Annotated in this window: 17 protein-coding genes and 1 other RNA gene; 10 read left to right on the forward strand and 8 right to left on the reverse strand. The window is 59.1% G+C overall.

Annotated elements, in window-relative coordinates; all coding sequences use genetic code 11:
* Positions 1-115: 115 nt before the first annotated feature.
* From J2Y86_RS12425 to ssrA, 4 genes are all read left to right on the forward strand, one after another.
* Positions 116-1,606, forward strand: coding sequence for a leucyl aminopeptidase (locus tag J2Y86_RS12425; protein ID WP_253431576.1), 1,491 nt, complete (start codon positions 116-118; stop codon positions 1,604-1,606).
* Between the two features lie 60 nt (positions 1,607-1,666).
* Complete coding sequence (locus J2Y86_RS12430; RefSeq protein ID WP_253431579.1) at positions 1,667-2,095, forward strand: DNA polymerase III subunit chi; 429 nt, start codon at positions 1,667-1,669, stop codon at positions 2,093-2,095.
* Positions 2,096-2,103: 8 nt separating this feature from the next.
* Positions 2,104-2,493 carry a DNA polymerase III subunit chi gene (locus tag J2Y86_RS12435; RefSeq protein WP_253431583.1) on the forward strand — a complete coding sequence of 130 codons (390 nt, stop codon included), beginning with the start codon at positions 2,104-2,106 and terminating at the stop codon, positions 2,491-2,493.
* Between the two features lie 465 nt (positions 2,494-2,958).
* Positions 2,959-3,364, forward strand: a transfer-messenger RNA (tmRNA) gene (gene ssrA, locus J2Y86_RS12440).
* Between the two features lie 36 nt (positions 3,365-3,400).
* Here ssrA and J2Y86_RS12445 read toward each other — a convergent pair.
* Positions 3,401-3,703 carry a hypothetical protein gene (locus J2Y86_RS12445; RefSeq protein ID WP_253431586.1) on the reverse strand — a complete coding sequence of 101 codons (303 nt, stop codon included), beginning with the start codon at positions 3,701-3,703 and terminating at the stop codon, positions 3,401-3,403.
* Here J2Y86_RS12445 and J2Y86_RS12450 point away from each other — a divergent pair.
* Together J2Y86_RS12450 and rlmF are read left to right on the forward strand one after the other, a co-directional pair.
* Positions 3,702-6,548 carry a valine--tRNA ligase gene (locus tag J2Y86_RS12450; RefSeq protein WP_253431606.1) on the forward strand — a complete coding sequence of 949 codons (2,847 nt, stop codon included), beginning with the start codon at positions 3,702-3,704 and terminating at the stop codon, positions 6,546-6,548. The two genes, J2Y86_RS12445 and J2Y86_RS12450, sit on opposite strands and share 2 nt — an antisense overlap.
* 230 nt (positions 6,549-6,778) lie before the next feature.
* Positions 6,779-7,801, forward strand: coding sequence for a 23S rRNA (adenine(1618)-N(6))-methyltransferase RlmF (rlmF, locus tag J2Y86_RS12455; protein ID WP_253431609.1), 1,023 nt, complete (start codon positions 6,779-6,781; stop codon positions 7,799-7,801).
* Between the two features lie 213 nt (positions 7,802-8,014).
* On the opposite strand, the gene J2Y86_RS12460 is transcribed toward rlmF, so the two are convergent.
* Positions 8,015-8,296: an HU family DNA-binding protein gene (locus J2Y86_RS12460; RefSeq protein ID WP_007905514.1), complete on the reverse strand. Its 282-nt coding sequence runs from the start codon at positions 8,294-8,296 to the stop codon at positions 8,015-8,017.
* A 406-nt stretch (positions 8,297-8,702) separates the two neighbouring features.
* Between J2Y86_RS12460 and yejK the strand changes: the two genes are divergently transcribed.
* Both yejK and J2Y86_RS12470 read left to right on the forward strand, forming a co-directional pair.
* A complete protein-coding gene (yejK, locus tag J2Y86_RS12465) occupies positions 8,703-9,707 on the forward strand; it encodes a nucleoid-associated protein YejK (RefSeq protein ID WP_253431611.1) in 1,005 nt (334 codons plus the stop codon).
* Positions 9,707-10,057, forward strand: a complete 351-nt coding sequence (locus J2Y86_RS12470; protein ID WP_253431614.1) for a glutaredoxin family protein — start codon at positions 9,707-9,709, stop codon at positions 10,055-10,057. The genes yejK and J2Y86_RS12470 overlap by 1 nt, the downstream gene beginning before the upstream one ends.
* A 127-nt stretch (positions 10,058-10,184) precedes the next feature.
* Here J2Y86_RS12470 and J2Y86_RS12475 read toward each other — a convergent pair whose 3' ends face one another.
* The 5 genes from J2Y86_RS12475 to J2Y86_RS12495 form a co-directional block, all read right to left on the reverse strand.
* Positions 10,185-11,120 carry a glutathione S-transferase family protein gene (locus J2Y86_RS12475; RefSeq protein ID WP_253431617.1) on the reverse strand — a complete coding sequence of 312 codons (936 nt, stop codon included), beginning with the start codon at positions 11,118-11,120 and terminating at the stop codon, positions 10,185-10,187.
* Between the two features lie 88 nt (positions 11,121-11,208).
* Positions 11,209-11,526 (reverse strand): GIY-YIG nuclease family protein, encoded by a 318-nt coding sequence (locus J2Y86_RS12480; protein ID WP_253431620.1) that lies wholly within the window; start codon positions 11,524-11,526, stop codon positions 11,209-11,211.
* 39 nt (positions 11,527-11,565) lie between these two features.
* Positions 11,566-12,036: a nuclear transport factor 2 family protein gene (locus J2Y86_RS12485; protein ID WP_253431623.1), complete on the reverse strand. Its 471-nt coding sequence runs from the start codon at positions 12,034-12,036 to the stop codon at positions 11,566-11,568.
* A 111-nt stretch (positions 12,037-12,147) separates the two neighbouring features.
* A complete protein-coding gene (locus J2Y86_RS12490; RefSeq protein WP_253431625.1) occupies positions 12,148-13,455 on the reverse strand; it encodes a CynX/NimT family MFS transporter in 1,308 nt (435 codons plus the stop codon).
* Positions 13,445-14,104: a FadR/GntR family transcriptional regulator gene (locus J2Y86_RS12495; protein ID WP_253431628.1), complete on the reverse strand. Its 660-nt coding sequence runs from the start codon at positions 14,102-14,104 to the stop codon at positions 13,445-13,447. The genes J2Y86_RS12490 and J2Y86_RS12495 overlap by 11 nt, the downstream gene beginning before the upstream one ends.
* A 167-nt stretch (positions 14,105-14,271) precedes the next feature.
* Between J2Y86_RS12495 and J2Y86_RS12500 the strand changes: the two genes are divergently transcribed.
* Entirely contained in the window at positions 14,272-14,583 is a 312-nt protein-coding gene (locus tag J2Y86_RS12500; protein ID WP_253431631.1) for a type II toxin-antitoxin system MqsR family toxin, read from the forward strand.
* A complete protein-coding gene (locus J2Y86_RS12505; RefSeq protein ID WP_253431634.1) occupies positions 14,580-15,062 on the forward strand; it encodes a type II toxin-antitoxin system MqsA family antitoxin in 483 nt (160 codons plus the stop codon). The genes J2Y86_RS12500 and J2Y86_RS12505 overlap by 4 nt, the downstream gene beginning before the upstream one ends.
* A gap of 60 nt (positions 15,063-15,122) precedes the next feature.
* Here the strand turns inward: J2Y86_RS12505 and J2Y86_RS12510 are convergent, their stop codons facing one another.
* Positions 15,123-15,887 (reverse strand): amino acid ABC transporter ATP-binding protein, encoded by a 765-nt coding sequence (locus J2Y86_RS12510; protein WP_253431637.1) that lies wholly within the window; start codon positions 15,885-15,887, stop codon positions 15,123-15,125.
* Positions 15,888-15,891: the final 4 nt, after the last annotated feature.

The following is a 15,891-nucleotide window of genomic DNA, read 5'->3' on the forward strand; positions in this document are numbered from 1 at the left end:
CCGAGGTTCAAACTGCGGCCTTTGTCGCAGGCCGTGACTTGCGTCTTTCTATCTGTAAGCAGGCTCGAGCGCAGATCGTCGAGCACTGGTTGACCCATCACTCAGGGACCCCGACATGGAACTGGTTGTAAAAAGCGTTAACCCGGAAACGTTGAAAACCTCCACTCTGGTAGTCGCCGTCGGCGAAGGCCGCAAGCTCGGGGCCGTTGCCAAGCAACTCGACGAACTGAGCGGCGGCGCCATCAGTGCCGTACTCAAGCGCGGTGATCTGGCCGGCAAAGTCGGCCAGAGCCTGCTGCTGCACAGCCTGCCGAACCTGAAAGCCGAACGCGTGCTGCTCGTGGGCGTGGGCAAGGACGAAGAACTGGGCGACCGTCCGTTCCGCAAAATCATCGCCGGTGTCCTGAACACCCTCAAAGGCCTGGGTGGCAGCGATGCCGTGCTGGCGCTGGACGAAGTCGTGGTCAAGGGACGCGACAGCTACGGCAAAACCCGTCTGCTGGCGGAAACCCTGGTGGACGGCGAATACTCTTTCGAACAGTTCAAGAGCCAGAAAGCCGAACCGCGCGCCCTGAAGAAAATCACCCTGGTGACGATCAAGGCTGCCCAGGCTGAAGTCGAGCGTGCCGTGGCCCACGCCACCGCGATCGCCAACGGCATGGCATTCACCCGTGACCTGGGCAACCTGCCACCGAACATCTGCCACCCGACGTTCCTCGGCGAACAAGCCAAGAACCTCGGTAAAGAATTCAAGACCCTGAAAGTCGAAGTCCTTGATGAGAAGAAGATCAAGGACCTGGGCATGGGCTCGTTCTACGCCGTCGGCCAGGGCAGCGCCCAGCCACCGCGCCTGATCGTCATGCAATACAACGGCGGCAAGAAATCCGAGAAGCCGTACGCACTGGTCGGCAAAGGCATCACCTTCGACACCGGCGGCATCAGCCTGAAGCCGGGCGCCGGCATGGATGAAATGAAGTACGACATGGGCGGCGCCGCCAGCGTCTTCGGCACCCTGCGTGCCGTGCTCGAACTGAAGCTGCCGATCAACCTGGTGTGCATCCTCGCCTGCGCCGAGAACATGCCGAGCGGCAACGCCTCGCGTCCGGGCGACATCGTCACCACCATGAGCGGCCAGACCGTGGAAATCCTCAACACCGACGCCGAAGGCCGTCTGGTGCTGTGCGATGCCCTGACCTACTCCGAGCGCTTCAAGCCACAAGCCGTGATCGATATCGCGACCCTGACCGGCGCTTGCGTCGTTGCACTGGGCTCCCACACGTCGGGCCTGCTGGGCAACAACGACGAACTGATCGGCCAACTGCTGAGCGCCGGCAAGGCTGCCGACGATCGCGCCTGGCAACTGCCGCTGTTCGATGAGTACCAAGAGCAGCTGGACAGCCCGTTCGCCGACATCGCCAACATTGGCGGCCCTAAAGCCGGCACCATCACCGCTGCCTGCTTCCTGTCGCGCTTCACCAAGAACCTGAACTGGGCGCACCTGGACATCGCCGGCACCGCGTGGACCAGCGGCGGCAAGGACAAGGGCGCCACTGGCCGTCCGGTTCCTTTGCTGACCCAATACCTGCTGGACCGCGCCAAGGCCTGAAACCGATGACCTTGGGCGGCGTTGCTCTCGGGCGACGCCGCTCCAGGCTCAGGAACCGCAATGACCAAAGTCGACTTCTATATCCTGCCCAGCGCCGATCCTTCGGCGCGGCTGGATTTCGCCTGCAAGCTCACCGAAAAAGCCTGGCGCATGGGCCACCGCATCTACCTGCATTGCAGCGATGCCGCCCAGCGTGACGACCTCGATGCGCGCCTCTGGGCCTTCAAGGGCGAAAGCTTCGTGCCCCACGGCCCCGCCGAAAGCGAACCGGACGGCCTGATTGTGCTGGGGCTTGGCGATGACTGCGGTCAACATCAGGACCTGCTGGTCAACCTTGACCTGAAAGTCCTGGCGTTTGCCAACAAGTTCGCCCGCGTGGCGGAAGTGGTGGTGGAAGATCCGGCGATTCGCACGGCGGCGCGGGAGAGTTTCCGTTTCTACCGCGAACAGGGCTATCCTCTGCAAGATCACCGTTTACAGCGACTCTGAGCATTCCGATGGACACTCCAAAACCGCTGCAAAAGTCCGCGCACCTGCTGGACGACCTCGAGTCGATTCGCCAATTGCTCGGCGACGATAACCTGCAACCGCCGCTGCTGACCGACACGGTCGAGGACGGTGACCAGGAACAGATTCCGATGCTGTTCGACACGGTCAGCGCGTCTCAGCCAACCGTCGAACCGACTCCACCCGCCGCTGCCACAGCGCCAGCCGCCACCCCCGGCAAGAACCCCGACGACTTGCTGCACCTGGACAGCGAACTGCGCGCCGCCGCGCAATTGATCATGCAAGACGTGATCGACGACTTCGCCCCGCATATCGAAACCGAAATCAAACGCCGCCTCAGCGCGCGCCTGGAACGGTTGTTGAGCCAATACAACGACTGAGTCACCTGCGGGAGATTCTATATTTGCCCCCCAGATATAGAATCCGGCTCCCGATTTCTGCACGCCTGATCGCGCACGATTGGGAGAGGCTGCAAAATTCTGCTCGCCCCTGCGTCTTTTTTAACAGGCGACAGAAGTTGAGCATCGCCGCTTCATCGAAAATCCCGATTCAGATGCGAACTCGAGAACTGGCGCAAAATCATGGGCCGCTTAAAGTGCATCTTCTATCGCAGGATCTTTGCAGCCCGCATTGATACAGGCACTTCCTTAAAACCCTAAAGCCTTTTTCAGAGTTTAAACTTGTAAACACCCTCTTATAAAACAATTCGAATTAACAGATTATTCCCCTCGAGCAATTACTGCACCAACCAACTAAAGTCTTTCAAAAAACGCTCATCACCCCACAAATAAACCTGTTGATTATTTATATAAGTCTTCTTATATTTCCCCTGCCTTAGCGCACTTGGGGCCGATCAGGATTCGACGTCGGTAACAAAACTCTAGGGGCATGCCGAGTGGGTAACAGCACTCGTAAACCCACTGTTACATACTTAATAGTTGCCAAACTTGCCAACTACGGTGCTCCTGCAGTAAACGATTCCTTCTTCAAGGAAAAGCTCTACGCCTAAGCACTTCTGGCCGCCTCGGCGCCAGCAATCACCAGGGGATTTCTGTAAACCCGACCTGATTGTCATTTAGAACAGAATCGCCGCGTAGTGTGCTGTGGACGTAACGGCTAAATATTACACAGCTCGCCCCAAGCGCCCTGCCCCTCGGGTAGCGACGGGTTAACTTAATTGAACGGGCTAAGCATGTAGAACCGACAGCGGAGTACTGGCGGACGGGGGTTCAAATCCCCCCGGCTCCACCAAATGAAGTTACTACTTCACCCATTTGCTGACAAATGTCATTGGCAGCGAAAAAGGTCATCTGGAGAGGTGGCCGCCAGGTCGTCAGAAGTGATGACCGATTTAAAGCCATCCTCCGGGATGGCTTTTTTTTGCTCTTTTTTTACCGCATTCAAGAGACAACAGAAGCAAGTAACGAGATTTGATTGCCTCTCCCAGTGGTCGATGCCAAAAGGACGCGCCGACAAATCCCGTCGCCCAAATGCCCCTGCGCCTGTCCGCCCCTGCTCGCCCTGCGCCCCATGCCCCGCTATACTCGTCGGCTTTTCCTGAATTAATGCCAATAGGGTCCCGCCGCGCATGGATAAGACCTACCAGCCGCACGCCATTGAAACTTCCTGGTACAACACCTGGGAGTCAGAGAATTACTTCGCCCCGCAAGGCGCGGGCGAGTCCTACACCATCATGATCCCGCCGCCGAACGTCACCGGCAGCCTGCACATGGGTCACGGCTTCAATAACGCGATCATGGATGCCCTGATCCGTTTCCGCCGCATGCAGGGTCGCAACACCCTGTGGCAGCCGGGTACCGACCACGCCGGTATCGCCACGCAAATGCTGGTGGAGCGTCAACTCGAAGCCCAGGGCCAGAATCGTCACGACCTGGGCCGTGAGAAATTCCTCGAAAAAGTCTGGGAATGGAAGGATCAGTCCGGCGGCAACATCAGCCGTCAGATCCGCCGTCTCGGCTCGTCCGTGGATTGGGGCCGTGAGCGCTTCACCATGGACGACGGTCTCTCGGAAGCCGTTAAAGAAGCGTTCGTGCGCCTGCACGAAGACGGCTTGATCTATCGCGGCAAGCGTCTGGTCAACTGGGACACCAAGTTGCACACGGCGATTTCCGACCTCGAAGTGGAAAACCACGACGAGAAAGGTTTCCTGTGGAACCTGAAGTACCCGCTGGCCGACGGCGTGAAGACCGCTGAAGGCAATGATTACCTGATCGTCGCGACCACTCGCCCGGAAACCATGCTCGGCGACGCCGCCGTGGCGGTTAACCCGAACGATGAACGCTACAAGGCCCTGATCGGTAAATTTGTCGAGCTGCCGCTGGTCGGCCGCCGCATCCCGATCATTGCCGACGATTACTGCGATCCGGAATTCGGCACCGGCTGCGTGAAAATCACCCCGGCCCACGATTTCAACGACTACGAAGTCGGCAAGCGCCACAACCTGCCGCTGCTGAACATCTTCGACAAAAACGCTGCCGTTCTGCCGGCCTGCCAGGTGTTCAACCTCGACGGCACGCTGAACGAAAGCATCGACGGCAAGATCCCGGCCGAATACGTCGGCCTCGACCGCTTCGAAGCGCGCAAGCAGATCGTTGCAGCGTTCGATGCCGCCGGCCTGCTGGTCAGCGTCAACGATCACGCGCTGAAAGTGCCGAAAGGCGACCGTTCCGGCACGATCATCGAGCCGTGGCTGACCGACCAGTGGTACGTGTCGACCAAACCATTGGCCGAACCTGCGATCGCCGCCGTTGAAGACGGCCGCATCCAGTTCGTGCCCAAGCAGTACGAAAACATGTACTTCTCGTGGATGCGCGACATCCAGGATTGGTGCATCAGCCGTCAGCTGTGGTGGGGCCACCGGATTCCGGCCTGGTACGACGAGTCGGGCAAAGTCTATGTCGGTCGTGATGAAGCCGAAGTGCGCGCCAAGAACAACCTGGGCCCGGACGTTGCGCTGCAACAGGACAACGACGTTCTCGACACCTGGTTCAGTTCGGGCCTATGGACGTTCTCCACGCTCGGCTGGCCAGAGCAGACCGAATTCCTGAAGAAATTCCACTCAACCGACGTGCTGGTGACCGGCTTCGACATCATTTTCTTCTGGGTTGCCCGGATGATCATGCTCACCATGCATTTGGTGAAGAACGAAGACGGCACGCCGCAGGTTCCGTTCAAGACGGTTTACGTTCACGGTCTGGTGCGAGATGGCCAGGGCCAGAAGATGTCCAAGTCCAAGGGCAACGTCCTGGACCCGCTGGACATCATCGACGGTATCGAGCTGGAAGATCTGGTGCAGAAACGCACCTCCGGCATGATGCAGCCGAAACTGGCGAAGAAGATCGAGAAGCAGACCCGCGACGAATTCGCCGACGGTATCGCCAGCTACGGCACCGATGCCCTGCGCTTCACTTTCTGCTCGCTGGCATCCACCGGTCGCGACATCAAGTTCGACATGGGTCGCGTCGAAGGCTATCGCAACTTCTGCAACAAGATCTGGAACGCCGCACGCTACGTGCTGGACAAGGGCGAAGACTGCGGTCAGAACGGCGAAGCCTACGAACTGTCGCTGGCGGATCGCTGGATCATTTCGCAGCTGCAACGCACCGAAGCCGAAGTGACCCGCCAACTCGACCAGTTCCGCTTCGACCTCGCGGCACAAGCCTTGTACGAGTTCATCTGGAACCAGTATTGCGACTGGTACCTGGAACTGTCCAAGCCTGTGCTCTGGGACGAAAACGCGCCGGTTGAACGTCAGCGCGGTACTCGTCGCACGCTGGTTCGCGTCCTTGAAGTCGCGCTGCGTCTGGCGCACCCGTTCATGCCGTTCATCACCGAAGAAATCTGGCAGCGCATCGCGCCGCTGGCCGGTATCGAAGGCAAGACGATCATGCTGCAGCCTTGGCCAGTGGCCAATGAAGAGCGCATCGATCCGGCGGCCGAGAACGATATCGAGTGGCTCAAGGAACTGATGCTCGGCACGCGCAACATCCGTGGTGAAATGAACATTGGGCCGGGCAAGCCGCTGAACCTGTTCCTGAAAAACGTCAGCGCTGAAGATCAGCGTCGTCTCACCGAGAACGAAGCCCTGTTGAAGAAACTGGCTCGCCTCGAATCCATCACCGTTCTGGCTGCCGGCGAAGAAGCACCGCTGTCCGCCACCGCGCTGGTGGGCGAGATGGAAGTGCTGGTGCCGATGGCCGGCCTGATCGACAAGGACGCCGAGCTGGCGCGCCTGGACAAGGAAATCCTGCGTCTGCAGGGCGAAGTCCAGCGCGTGGGCGGCAAGCTGTCCAACGCCGGTTTCGTCGACAAGGCCCCGGCCGAAGTCATCGACAAAGAACGCGCCAAACTGGCTGAAGCCGAACAGGCTTTGGGCAAGCTGGCCGAGCAGCATGCGCGGATTGCCAGTCTGTAACGGCAAATCGCAATGAAAAGGGAGGCCCGCAACGGCCTCCCTTTTTTGTGCCCGCCACTTTTTGCTTTCTGTAGGAGCGAGGCTTGCCCGCGAAGGTCGCGATACGGTCAAACAGACATACCGCGTTATCGTTCTTCGCGGGCAAGCCTCGCTCCTACAGGATCCCCGCCGGGTCATCGACTGTGGGACAATACCCGCCACTTTTAGCCATACCCGAATCGACCACGCCCATGACTGCCCCCCGCACACCCCGCCCTGCGCGCAAGAAGCCCGACTCCGCCACCCCGGCCAAAGCCGTGGAACCGCGTGAAAAGGCCAGCCTGCACCCGCGCAATCGCCATCAGGGTCGTTACGACTTCCCGGCGCTGATCAAAACCACGCCGGAACTGGCAAAGTTCGTGATCATCAATCCGTACGGCAAGGAAAGCATCGACTTCGCCAGCCCGGACGCGGTGCGGGTGTTCAACCGGGCGCTGCTGAAATCGTTCTACGGCATCGCCCATTGGGATATTCCGGCGGATTACCTCTGCCCGCCAGTACCGGGCCGGGCTGATTACGTGCACTTCCTGGCCGACCTGCTGGCCAGCGTCAACGACGGCGAAATCCCGCGCGGCGCACCGGTCAAGGTGCTCGATATCGGCATGGGCGCCAACTGTGTCTATCCGTTGATCGGCTACAGCGACTACCGCTGGCACTTCCTCGGCTCGGAAATCGACCCGACGGCCGTTGCCGCGGCCAAAGCCATCGTCCAGTCCAACGGTCTGAACAAAGCCATTCAGTTGCGCCAGCAAAGCAATCCCAAGCACATCCTGCTGGGCCTGCTCGAGCCGGGCGAACGCTTTGACCTGACCATGTGCAATCCACCGTTCCACGCTTCGATGGACGAAGCGACCAAGGGCAGCGAGCGTAAATGGCGCGCACTCGGTCGCGCCGACCCGAAACGCAAACTGCCGGTGTTGAACTTTGGCGGGCAATCGGCGGAATTGTGGTGTGAAGGCGGCGAAGCGCGTTTCGTGACGCAACTGATCGCCGAGAGCGCGCACTTTCAACACAAGGTGCTGTGGTTCAGCACTCTGGTCTCGAAAGCCTCGAACCTGCCGTCGATTCAGACGGCACTGAAAAAGGCCGGTGTGCTGGAAAGCCAGGTCGTGGAAATGTCCCAGGGCCAGAAGCAAAGCCGCTTTGTCGCCTGGACCTTCCAGACCAAATCCGAACAGCAGGTCTGGCGCGAGCGCTGGGCGCGTAAAAGCTGATCAACGGGTGGAAGCGCAAATTACTGAGCGCTGAAATCCCTGTGGGAGCGGGCTTGCCCGCGATAGCGGTGTGTCAGGAGACAATGATGGCGACTGACATACCGTCTTCGCGGGCAAGCCCGCTCCCACAATGATCTCCGGTGTTTTCGGAATCGCAGACACAAAAAAGCCGTGCCCGGATCACTCCGGAGCACGGCTTTTTTTTACTGCGTCTTACTTGTTAACAGCGTCGGTCAGGCCTTTGGCCACAACCAGCTTGATAACTTTCTTGGCAGCGATTTCGATGGCAGCGCCAGTCGAAGGGTTACGGCCGGTACGGGCAGGACGCTCAGTCACTTTCAGTTTGCCGATACCTGGCAGAGTGATTTCGCCGCCGTTTTCCAGCTGATCGGCAACGATTTGGCCCAGTTGGTCCAGAGCGTTACGCGCGGTGGTTTTTGGCGCGTCGATAGCTTCAGCGATGTCGGCGATCAGTTGGTCTTTAGTAAGAGCCATGTAGTGTTCCTTCCCTATCAAATTCATATGGATTGCAGAGTGCAGTGTCAGCCATCGAGCCCGATCTTCTGGATCTGGCACCCTCGGCCAATAACCACGGGATCGGGGTTATAGATACCGAAATCAGGGTTTGGTTCGACCTGACAAATGCTGAATGCACGCTTAACGCAGTGACTTCGCGTAAGACGGGGCAAAACTAGCACAGAGACGGGGAAATATCCGCCTCTAGCTACCCATTTGGTCAGCTTTATTGCTCTAAAACAGGAAAAAAACGCATAAGGGTCGCCAGACGGCTGCGAATTGCCCTTCGCACCGCGCCAAAACCAGTGGTTGCGGTACACTTGGCACTTTTTCGGGAGCCTGCCCTGCTCTCTCCAACCATCCGCTTCAAACAGCCGAGAAGCCCATGCCGATCCGTCATTGCATCGTCCACCTGATCGACAAAAAACCCGACGGCACGCCCGCAGTTCTCCACGCTCGTGACTCGGAACTGGCCGAGTCCAGCGCCATCGAGAACATGCTTGCCGACCTCAACGAGAGCTACAACGCCAAACAAGGCAAGGCCTGGGGTTTCTTCCATGCCGAGTCCGGGGCGCATCCGTTCAGCGGCTGGCTGAAGGAATACCTCGAGGGCGGCAAGGATTTCACGGCGTTCAGTCGTGTGGCGGTGGAACACCTGCAGAAACTGATGGAAGAGTCGAACCTCTCTGTGGGCGGCCACGTGCTGTTTGCCCATTATCAGCAGGGCATGACCGATTACCTGGCGATCGCGCTGCTGCACCACAGTGAAGGCGTTGCAGTGACCGATCAGCTGGACGTGACCCCGTCCCGGCACCTCGATCTGGGGCAATTGCACCTCGCGGCGCGGATCAACGTCTCCGAGTGGCAGAACAACAAACAATCGAAGCAGTACATTTCGTTCATCAAAGGCAAGAACGGCAAAAAGGTTTCGGAGTATTTCCGCGACTTCATCGGCTGCCAGGAAGGCGTCGACGGCCCGGGCGAAACCCGCACCCTGCTCAAGGCCTTCAGCGACTTCGTCGAAAGCGAAGACCTGCCGGAAGAGTCGGCTCGCGAGAAAACCAAGACCCTGGTGGACTACGCCAGCAGCCAGGCAAAAATGGGCGAACCCATGGGTCTGGAAGAACTCTCGGAGCTGATCGACGAAGAACGCCCCAAGGCCTTCTACGATCACATCCGCAACAAGGATTACGGCCTGTCGCCAGAGATCCCGGCGGACAAACGCACCCTGAACCAGTTCCGCCGCTTCACTGGCCGCGCCGAAGGCCTGTCGATCAGCTTCGAAGCACACTTGCTGGGCTCGAAGATCGAATACGACGAAGAAGCCGGCACGCTGATCATCAAAGGCCTGCCGACCCAACTGACTGACCAGCTCAAGCGACGCAACTGATGCTGGGCAGCGTACTGAAGAAATTCCTGCTGATCCTGCTGGTGGTCGTGGTCTACCAGAACTGGGGCAAGATCGAGCGGGTGTTCAACCCATCTCAGGTAGTGTCCGAGCAGACTCAGGCCAAGGCCAGCGTCGTGCTCTACGCCACCGAGTGGTGTGGCTACTGCAAACTGACCCGGCGCTTTCTCGACCAGAAAGGTATTCCGTACAAGGAATTCGATATCGAGAAGGATGCCGAGGCGCGCAAGGCGTATGAGGCGCTGGGTGGCGGCGGGATTCCGATCATCGATGTGAACGGGACGTTGATTCGCGGGTATGACCCGGATGCAATCCTGGCAGCCCTGAAATAACCGATCAGGCTAGCTCAACCCTGTGGCGAGGGGATTTATCCCCGTTGGACTGCGTAGCAGTCCCTTTTTTTGGGGCCGCTTCGCAACCCAACGGGGATAAATCCCCTCGCCACAGATATGTGTGAGATCAGCGTTTTTCGATACGGAATCCAAACCGCGGAAAGTGCACATGCACCACGCCGCCTCGCTCGTCTTCCCGACGCAGAATCAACTCTTCGCACCCGGCAAACAGCAACTCCCCGGCCACCGGATCAACACCATAATCGGTCGCTGCGATCACCACTTGCTGACCCGCCTCGAACCCGTTCGGTTCATCAAACTGCTCATCCGGCATCGCGGCCGGCGTGGCATTGCGCGCGATCTCCAGCGCCTCCTCGGACGTCATCTCGCTGGACGCGCCATGACCAAACCCCAACACCCGCCCGAGCCAGGCAGACACTGCCGGATAGGCATCGACCAACGGTGAAGTCACCGGTGTCGCTTTGAGGAACCACAGACAATGAGCTAACGCAAAGTCGGCAATCGACGGCGCGCCGAACAGGAAGTCGCCCTGCTCGCGCTGAAGCTGCTGCTCCAGGCGCCCCATGATCGTCGGCCATTGATGCCGGGCTTGCTCGGCGGACAATTTTGTAGCGCTGCCACCGCTGAACAGTCCGGCGCGATCGGCGATGAACGCCTTGATCGCTTCCGGTGGCATATTGCCGAAGCGCACGGCAAGCGATTCCGGCTGAAACACCAGGCTGACCGCATGCTGGAACACCACCGAATCGGCCCAGGCGGCGAACGATGCGGCGATCATTTCCTGACCTTCCGGGAAGAACGCCGGCAAGGCTTTTTCCTGTTCCAGACGGCGGGCGATCAGCGCGGTGTCGCAATAGATATCTGCACCGATCTGCAACACTGGCGTCTTGCGATAGCCGCCAGTCAGGGCCGTCAGATCGGGTTTTGGCATCACCGGCGAGATTTTCACCGAACGCCAGGACAGCCCCTTGAAGCCCAGCAGCAGGCGGGCCTTTTCGGCGAAAAGGGACGTCGGGTAATGATGAAGAATCAACTCTGACATGCTCGGCTCCGCCGCACGGGTAATGAATCTGCAGCTTAACGCGCAATCCATGAGCATCCCACCCATCTGCCTGATGGGAACTTATCAGTCAGATTGATAAGCCCGCAGCAAAGGTCGCCACCAGACATTCCTTGGCGCTTTTCTTGAGTTTTTTGATCAGCCGCTCCTGTCGCAGCGCTTCACTTTTATCGCGGCAGGCTTCGGTGTAGACCAGCGCTACGGCCGGGCTGGAGAGAAAGAACCGCGCACCTTTGCCGCTCTGGTGAGTGGCGAAGCGGCGGACGGGATCGTCGCTGATCCCGCAGTAGAGCGAGCCATTGGCCGCGCGAACGAGGTAGACGAACCAGGGTTTGCTGACCGGCATCGGTTCGACGGCAATGACAGACGCTTCGCTCGGGGTGTTCACGTGACGTTCAAGGCTTGTAGGAAACAAGCCGCGATCTTATCAGCGACTGGCCTGGAATGCCTTCAGCCCCTTCAAGGCTTGAGCACGAACAGCGTTTCTCACCAGCGGCGTCCAGCCCAGCAGCAGGCCTTTGAAACCCAGCGCCTGGCGTGACCAGGCCCACAGATCGAAGCTGTCGTGATGCTCGCAGATCTTGCCGTCGCGAAAAACAAATCGGGCTTGAATGTCGTTGACCACGGTGTTGCCGGTCTGGCTGAACAGGTACGTCGCCACCCAATGCGCGCCGCCGCTACGCTCGTCGCTGCGGACATTGTCGAACGTCAGGGAAAAATCCTTTGCCCGCGAAGTGAGCATGCGCCACATGTCGCTGGCGTCACGGCCGCGCAGTTCGCCAAACGCCGGATCACTGAACACCACGTCGTCGGTGTAACAGGCACTCATCGCCTCGGCATCCAGCTGCTGGAAGGCCTGGTAGAACCGGGTGATCAAGGCGTTGTGGGTATCACTCATGGGCAGACTCCCTGTTGTGCAAAATGGCATCAAACGATGGCCTGCACGATAGTCTGCAAATGCACGCAAGACCACTGGCATTCGTGGGCCGAATGCCAGTAATGCGGCCATTCAGATTTTTTCGCTTTGCACCTGAACGTAAAGGGCTCGCCCGGCACCGAGCCCGGCGACAATCGCACCAAGGCCGATCACACCGAAGATCCAGCCCACGGCGCTCCAGCCACCGGTCCAGTCATGCACGATGCCGACCGCGAAGGGCCCCATGGACGCCAGTGTGTAGCCAAAGCCCTGGGCCATGCTCGACAGGTTGGCCGCGACATGCGAGTCCCGCGAGCGCAGCACGATCAGGGTCAACGCCAGACTGAAGGTACCGCCCTGCCCCAAACCGAGCAGGATGGCCCAGCCCCACAGGCCTTCGATAGGTGCGTAGAGGCAACCGAACAGACCGCCGAGCGTCAGCACCATGACGATCACAATCGCCAGGCGTTGATCCTTGCCACGCGTCGCCAGCCATGGCGCGGCCAGTGAACTGGCCAGCTGAACAATCACTGAGCCGGACAGCACCAGACCGGCCTGGGTCGGCGTCAGACCGCGACCGATCAGGATCGACGGCAACCAGCCAAACACGATGTAGGCCAGCGACGATTGCAGGCCCATGTACAAGGTCACTTGCCAGGCCAACGGGTCACGCAACAAACCGCGAACCCGATAGGCAACGTTATGCGCGCCGTGCTTTTGACCCACCTGCGGCAACCAGAATATCGCTGCGACCAGCGCCGGAATCACCCAAAACCCGAGGCCCAGGGTCCAGCTTTTATCGAAGTGCTCGCTCAACGGCACGGTGGCGCCCGCCGCCATCGCCGCGCCCAGGCACAGCGCCATGGTGTAGACGCCGGTCATGGTGCCGGCGTGTCTGGCGAAGTCGCGCTTGACGATGCCCGGCAGCAAGACGCCGATGACGCCGATGCTGGCACCGGCCAGCACGCTGCCGGCAAACAGGCCGATCTCGCCGAACGAACTGCGCAGGATGATCCCGCCGGCCAGCGTCAGAAGGATGCCCAACACCACCCGTTCAGCGCCGAAGCGTCGCGCCAGAATCGGCGCCAACGGCGCAAACAAACCAAGGCAAAGCACCGGCAACGTCGTCAGCAAACCGGCCTGCGCAGCCGACAATCCAAGGCTTTTCGACACGTCGCTGAGCATCGGCGCCATGCTCGACAGCGCCGGACGCAGGTTCAGCGCGACCAGAATCAGGCCCAGCAACAACAGCCACGGCCGCAGCAGAACGGGCTGGCTTTTCTGAACCTGTTCGTCATCGGCCTCCGCATCGATCAGCAGCTCTTCGAGCTCCGCCGTGCGCTTGGCTTCGGGGATGCGATTATTGCTGCTGGACATGGCGTTCTCGGTTTCAAGGTTCATTGATCAACTGCCTCGTCAGGGCTTTGGCCCGTTCCGGGTCGCGTTGCTCGACGGCATCGAGCAGTTCGATATGCAGATCGAACACCTCCTGGCGCCGGGGAGAGATGTTCAGGGTCTGGCGCAATTGCGCGCCGATGATGCTGGAGAAATAGCGATACAACTCGCTGAGCGTCGGGTTATGCGCGGCGTCCACCAAACGGCGGTGGAACACCAGATCGCAGGCAATGTAGCTGTCGAGATCACCGTGGTAATGGCTGCCGCTGACGCTCAATGCCTCGCGCAGTTCTTTCAGATCCTCATCAGTACGACGCAGCGCAGCGAGGCCGATGGCTTCGACTTCAAGAATGTGCCGAGTCTCACGCGCCTGCTCATGGGAGCAGCGGGACAACGCCTTCAGGGTGTCCAGCGGATCGATCACCGCCCGCAGATAACTGCCGTCGCCCTGACGAATTTCGATCAACCCGGAAAACGCCAGCACGCGCATGGCTTCACGCACGGTGTTGCGGCTGATGCCCAGTTCGGCGGACAACTCGGGTTCGGTGGGTAAACGCTGGCCGATCGCCCACACACCTTCGGTGATGCGCTGACGCAATTGGTCCAACGCCTGATCGACCAGGGAACGTTTAACTAATGGAGAAATTTCTGACATGCGCTTCGCCCTTTCATCCAATCATAGGATGAATTTTCTGACATGTTAGTCAGCTTCGTCCGAGAGGGCAACGGGCCAGGGTTATTCAGGCAACAAAAAGAACTGAATTTCAGATTGTCAAAATAACCCTTTGAGGGTAATTTTCAACTCAAGGTCCCAAGTGTCTTATGGAAAAGAACACACCTCATTACGACTTGGCCATAGTCAAAGCGGAGGTTGTCAGACTAGGAACAAAAGCATTTACCGCTGCCGCGCGGGAAGGTGGCCGGAGACTCGATTTAAGCCTGTCACAGATGTTGCGAATCGTCTGGTCGCTGGAGCACAGGATGCTGCACAAATCGATGACCACTTACGCCGACCATCGAATATGGCAGGACGTTTATCACATGAAAACTCACGGTCTGGAGATTCACATCAAAGCGACTTACCGCCCCGGTGGTGGGCCTCCGATAATCTCCTTCAAGGAGAAAGACACATGAAAGCAAAGCAATGCTTCAGCTGCGGCACCCATGATGGACTGCAACATTTTGACTCGCGCAGCTTCACCATTGACTTCAAGCAGATGAGTCGTGAGATAGACGACATTTCAGGTTATGAATGCCGGGTCTGCGGTGAAATCGAGTTCGACGACGCAAGTGCCGAACGGTACTCCGAGGCTAGCGATAAACTGCTCATTGACTGCCGCCAACTCATGGCCGCCGAGATGAAACGCATCCGCCGCAAACTGCACCTCACGCAAAAAGACGCTGTGAGGCTGCTCTCGGGCGGCGGGCACAACGCCTTCTCCCGTTACGAGCGCGGTGAACTCGCACCGCCTCAGCCGCTGTTTACACTGATGCGCTTGCTTGATCGTCATCCGCACCTGATGGCCGAAGTGCACGCACTCAGTGAAGGGCGCGACTTGAAGCAACTTCTCGCGACCTGTCATCCAGAACAGGAAACAGCCCTGACACGATAACCCCCCAGGCAAAAATAAACCCGGAACTCAGTCCGGGTTTATTTCACTGCCTGGCGTCGATCAATGCAGGATCTGGCTCAGGAACAGCTTGGTGCGCTCATTCTGCGGGTTGTCGAAGAAGTCGTTCGGCGCGGCCTGTTCGACGATTTCGCCCTTGTCCATGAAGATCACACGGTTGGCCACGGTGCGGGCGAAGCCCATTTCGTGGGTGACGCAGAGCATGGTCATGCCGTCTTCGGCCAGGCCGATCATGGTGTCCAGAACCTCTTTCACCATCTCCGGGTCGAGAGCCGACGTCGGTTCGTCGAACAACATGATTTTCGGTTTCATGCACAGCGCACGGGCAATCGCCACACGCTGTTGCTGACCGCCGGACAGTTGCCCCGGGTATTTATGTGCCTGCTCCGGAATGCGTACGCGCTCCAGGTAATGCATGGCGATTTCTTCGGCCTTGCGCTTCGGCATCTTGCGCACCCACATCGGCGCCAGCGTGCAGTTCTGCAGGATGGTCAGGTGCGGGAACAGGTTGAAGTGCTGGAACACCATGCCGACTTCACGGCGGACCGATTCGATCTGCTTGAGGTCGTTGGTCAGCTCCACGCCATCGACCACGATGCGACCCTGCTGGTGTTCTTCCAGACGGTTGAGGCAACGGATGGTCGTGGATTTGCCGGAACCCGATGGGCCGCACAGGACGATTCGCTCGCCCTGCTTGACGTTCAGGTTGATGTCTTTCAACACGTGGAACTGGCCGTACCACTTGTTCACGCCCTGCATCTGAATGATGCCTTCAGGGCTCACAGGCTTTTTGATTGCTTCGCTCATTACA

It is taken from the genome of Pseudomonas migulae, assembly GCF_024169315.1.
GTDB classification, from domain to species: Bacteria; Pseudomonadota; Gammaproteobacteria; order Pseudomonadales; family Pseudomonadaceae; genus Aquipseudomonas; species Aquipseudomonas migulae_B.

Bases quoted from the DNA above. Each gene is read 5' to 3' on its own strand.
- J2Y86_RS12425 (WP_253431576.1), top strand. From the start codon at position 116: ATGGAACTGGTTGTAAAAAGCGTTAACCCGGAAACGTTGAAAACCTCC.
- J2Y86_RS12430 (WP_253431579.1), top strand. From the start codon at position 1,667: ATGACCAAAGTCGACTTCTATATCCTGCCCAGCGCCGATCCTTCGGCG.
- J2Y86_RS12435 (WP_253431583.1), top strand. From the start codon at position 2,104: ATGGACACTCCAAAACCGCTGCAAAAGTCCGCGCACCTGCTGGACGAC.
- J2Y86_RS12450 (WP_253431606.1), top strand. From the start codon at position 3,702: ATGGATAAGACCTACCAGCCGCACGCCATTGAAACTTCCTGGTACAAC.
- J2Y86_RS12445 (WP_253431586.1), bottom strand. From the start codon at position 3,703: ATGCGCGGCGGGACCCTATTGGCATTAATTCAGGAAAAGCCGACGAGT.
- rlmF (WP_253431609.1), top strand. From the start codon at position 6,779: ATGACTGCCCCCCGCACACCCCGCCCTGCGCGCAAGAAGCCCGACTCC.
- J2Y86_RS12460 (WP_007905514.1), bottom strand. From the start codon at position 8,296: ATGGCTCTTACTAAAGACCAACTGATCGCCGACATCGCTGAAGCTATC.
- yejK (WP_253431611.1), top strand. From the start codon at position 8,703: ATGCCGATCCGTCATTGCATCGTCCACCTGATCGACAAAAAACCCGAC.
- J2Y86_RS12470 (WP_253431614.1), top strand. From the start codon at position 9,707: ATGCTGGGCAGCGTACTGAAGAAATTCCTGCTGATCCTGCTGGTGGTC.
- J2Y86_RS12475 (WP_253431617.1), bottom strand. From the start codon at position 11,120: ATGTCAGAGTTGATTCTTCATCATTACCCGACGTCCCTTTTCGCCGAA.
- J2Y86_RS12485 (WP_253431623.1), bottom strand. From the start codon at position 12,036: ATGAGTGATACCCACAACGCCTTGATCACCCGGTTCTACCAGGCCTTC.
- J2Y86_RS12490 (WP_253431625.1), bottom strand. From the start codon at position 13,455: ATGAACCTTGAAACCGAGAACGCCATGTCCAGCAGCAATAATCGCATC.
- J2Y86_RS12495 (WP_253431628.1), bottom strand. From the start codon at position 14,104: ATGTCAGAAATTTCTCCATTAGTTAAACGTTCCCTGGTCGATCAGGCG.
- J2Y86_RS12500 (WP_253431631.1), top strand. From the start codon at position 14,272: ATGGAAAAGAACACACCTCATTACGACTTGGCCATAGTCAAAGCGGAG.
- J2Y86_RS12505 (WP_253431634.1), top strand. From the start codon at position 14,580: ATGAAAGCAAAGCAATGCTTCAGCTGCGGCACCCATGATGGACTGCAA.
- J2Y86_RS12510 (WP_253431637.1), bottom strand. From the start codon at position 15,887: ATGAGCGAAGCAATCAAAAAGCCTGTGAGCCCTGAAGGCATCATTCAG.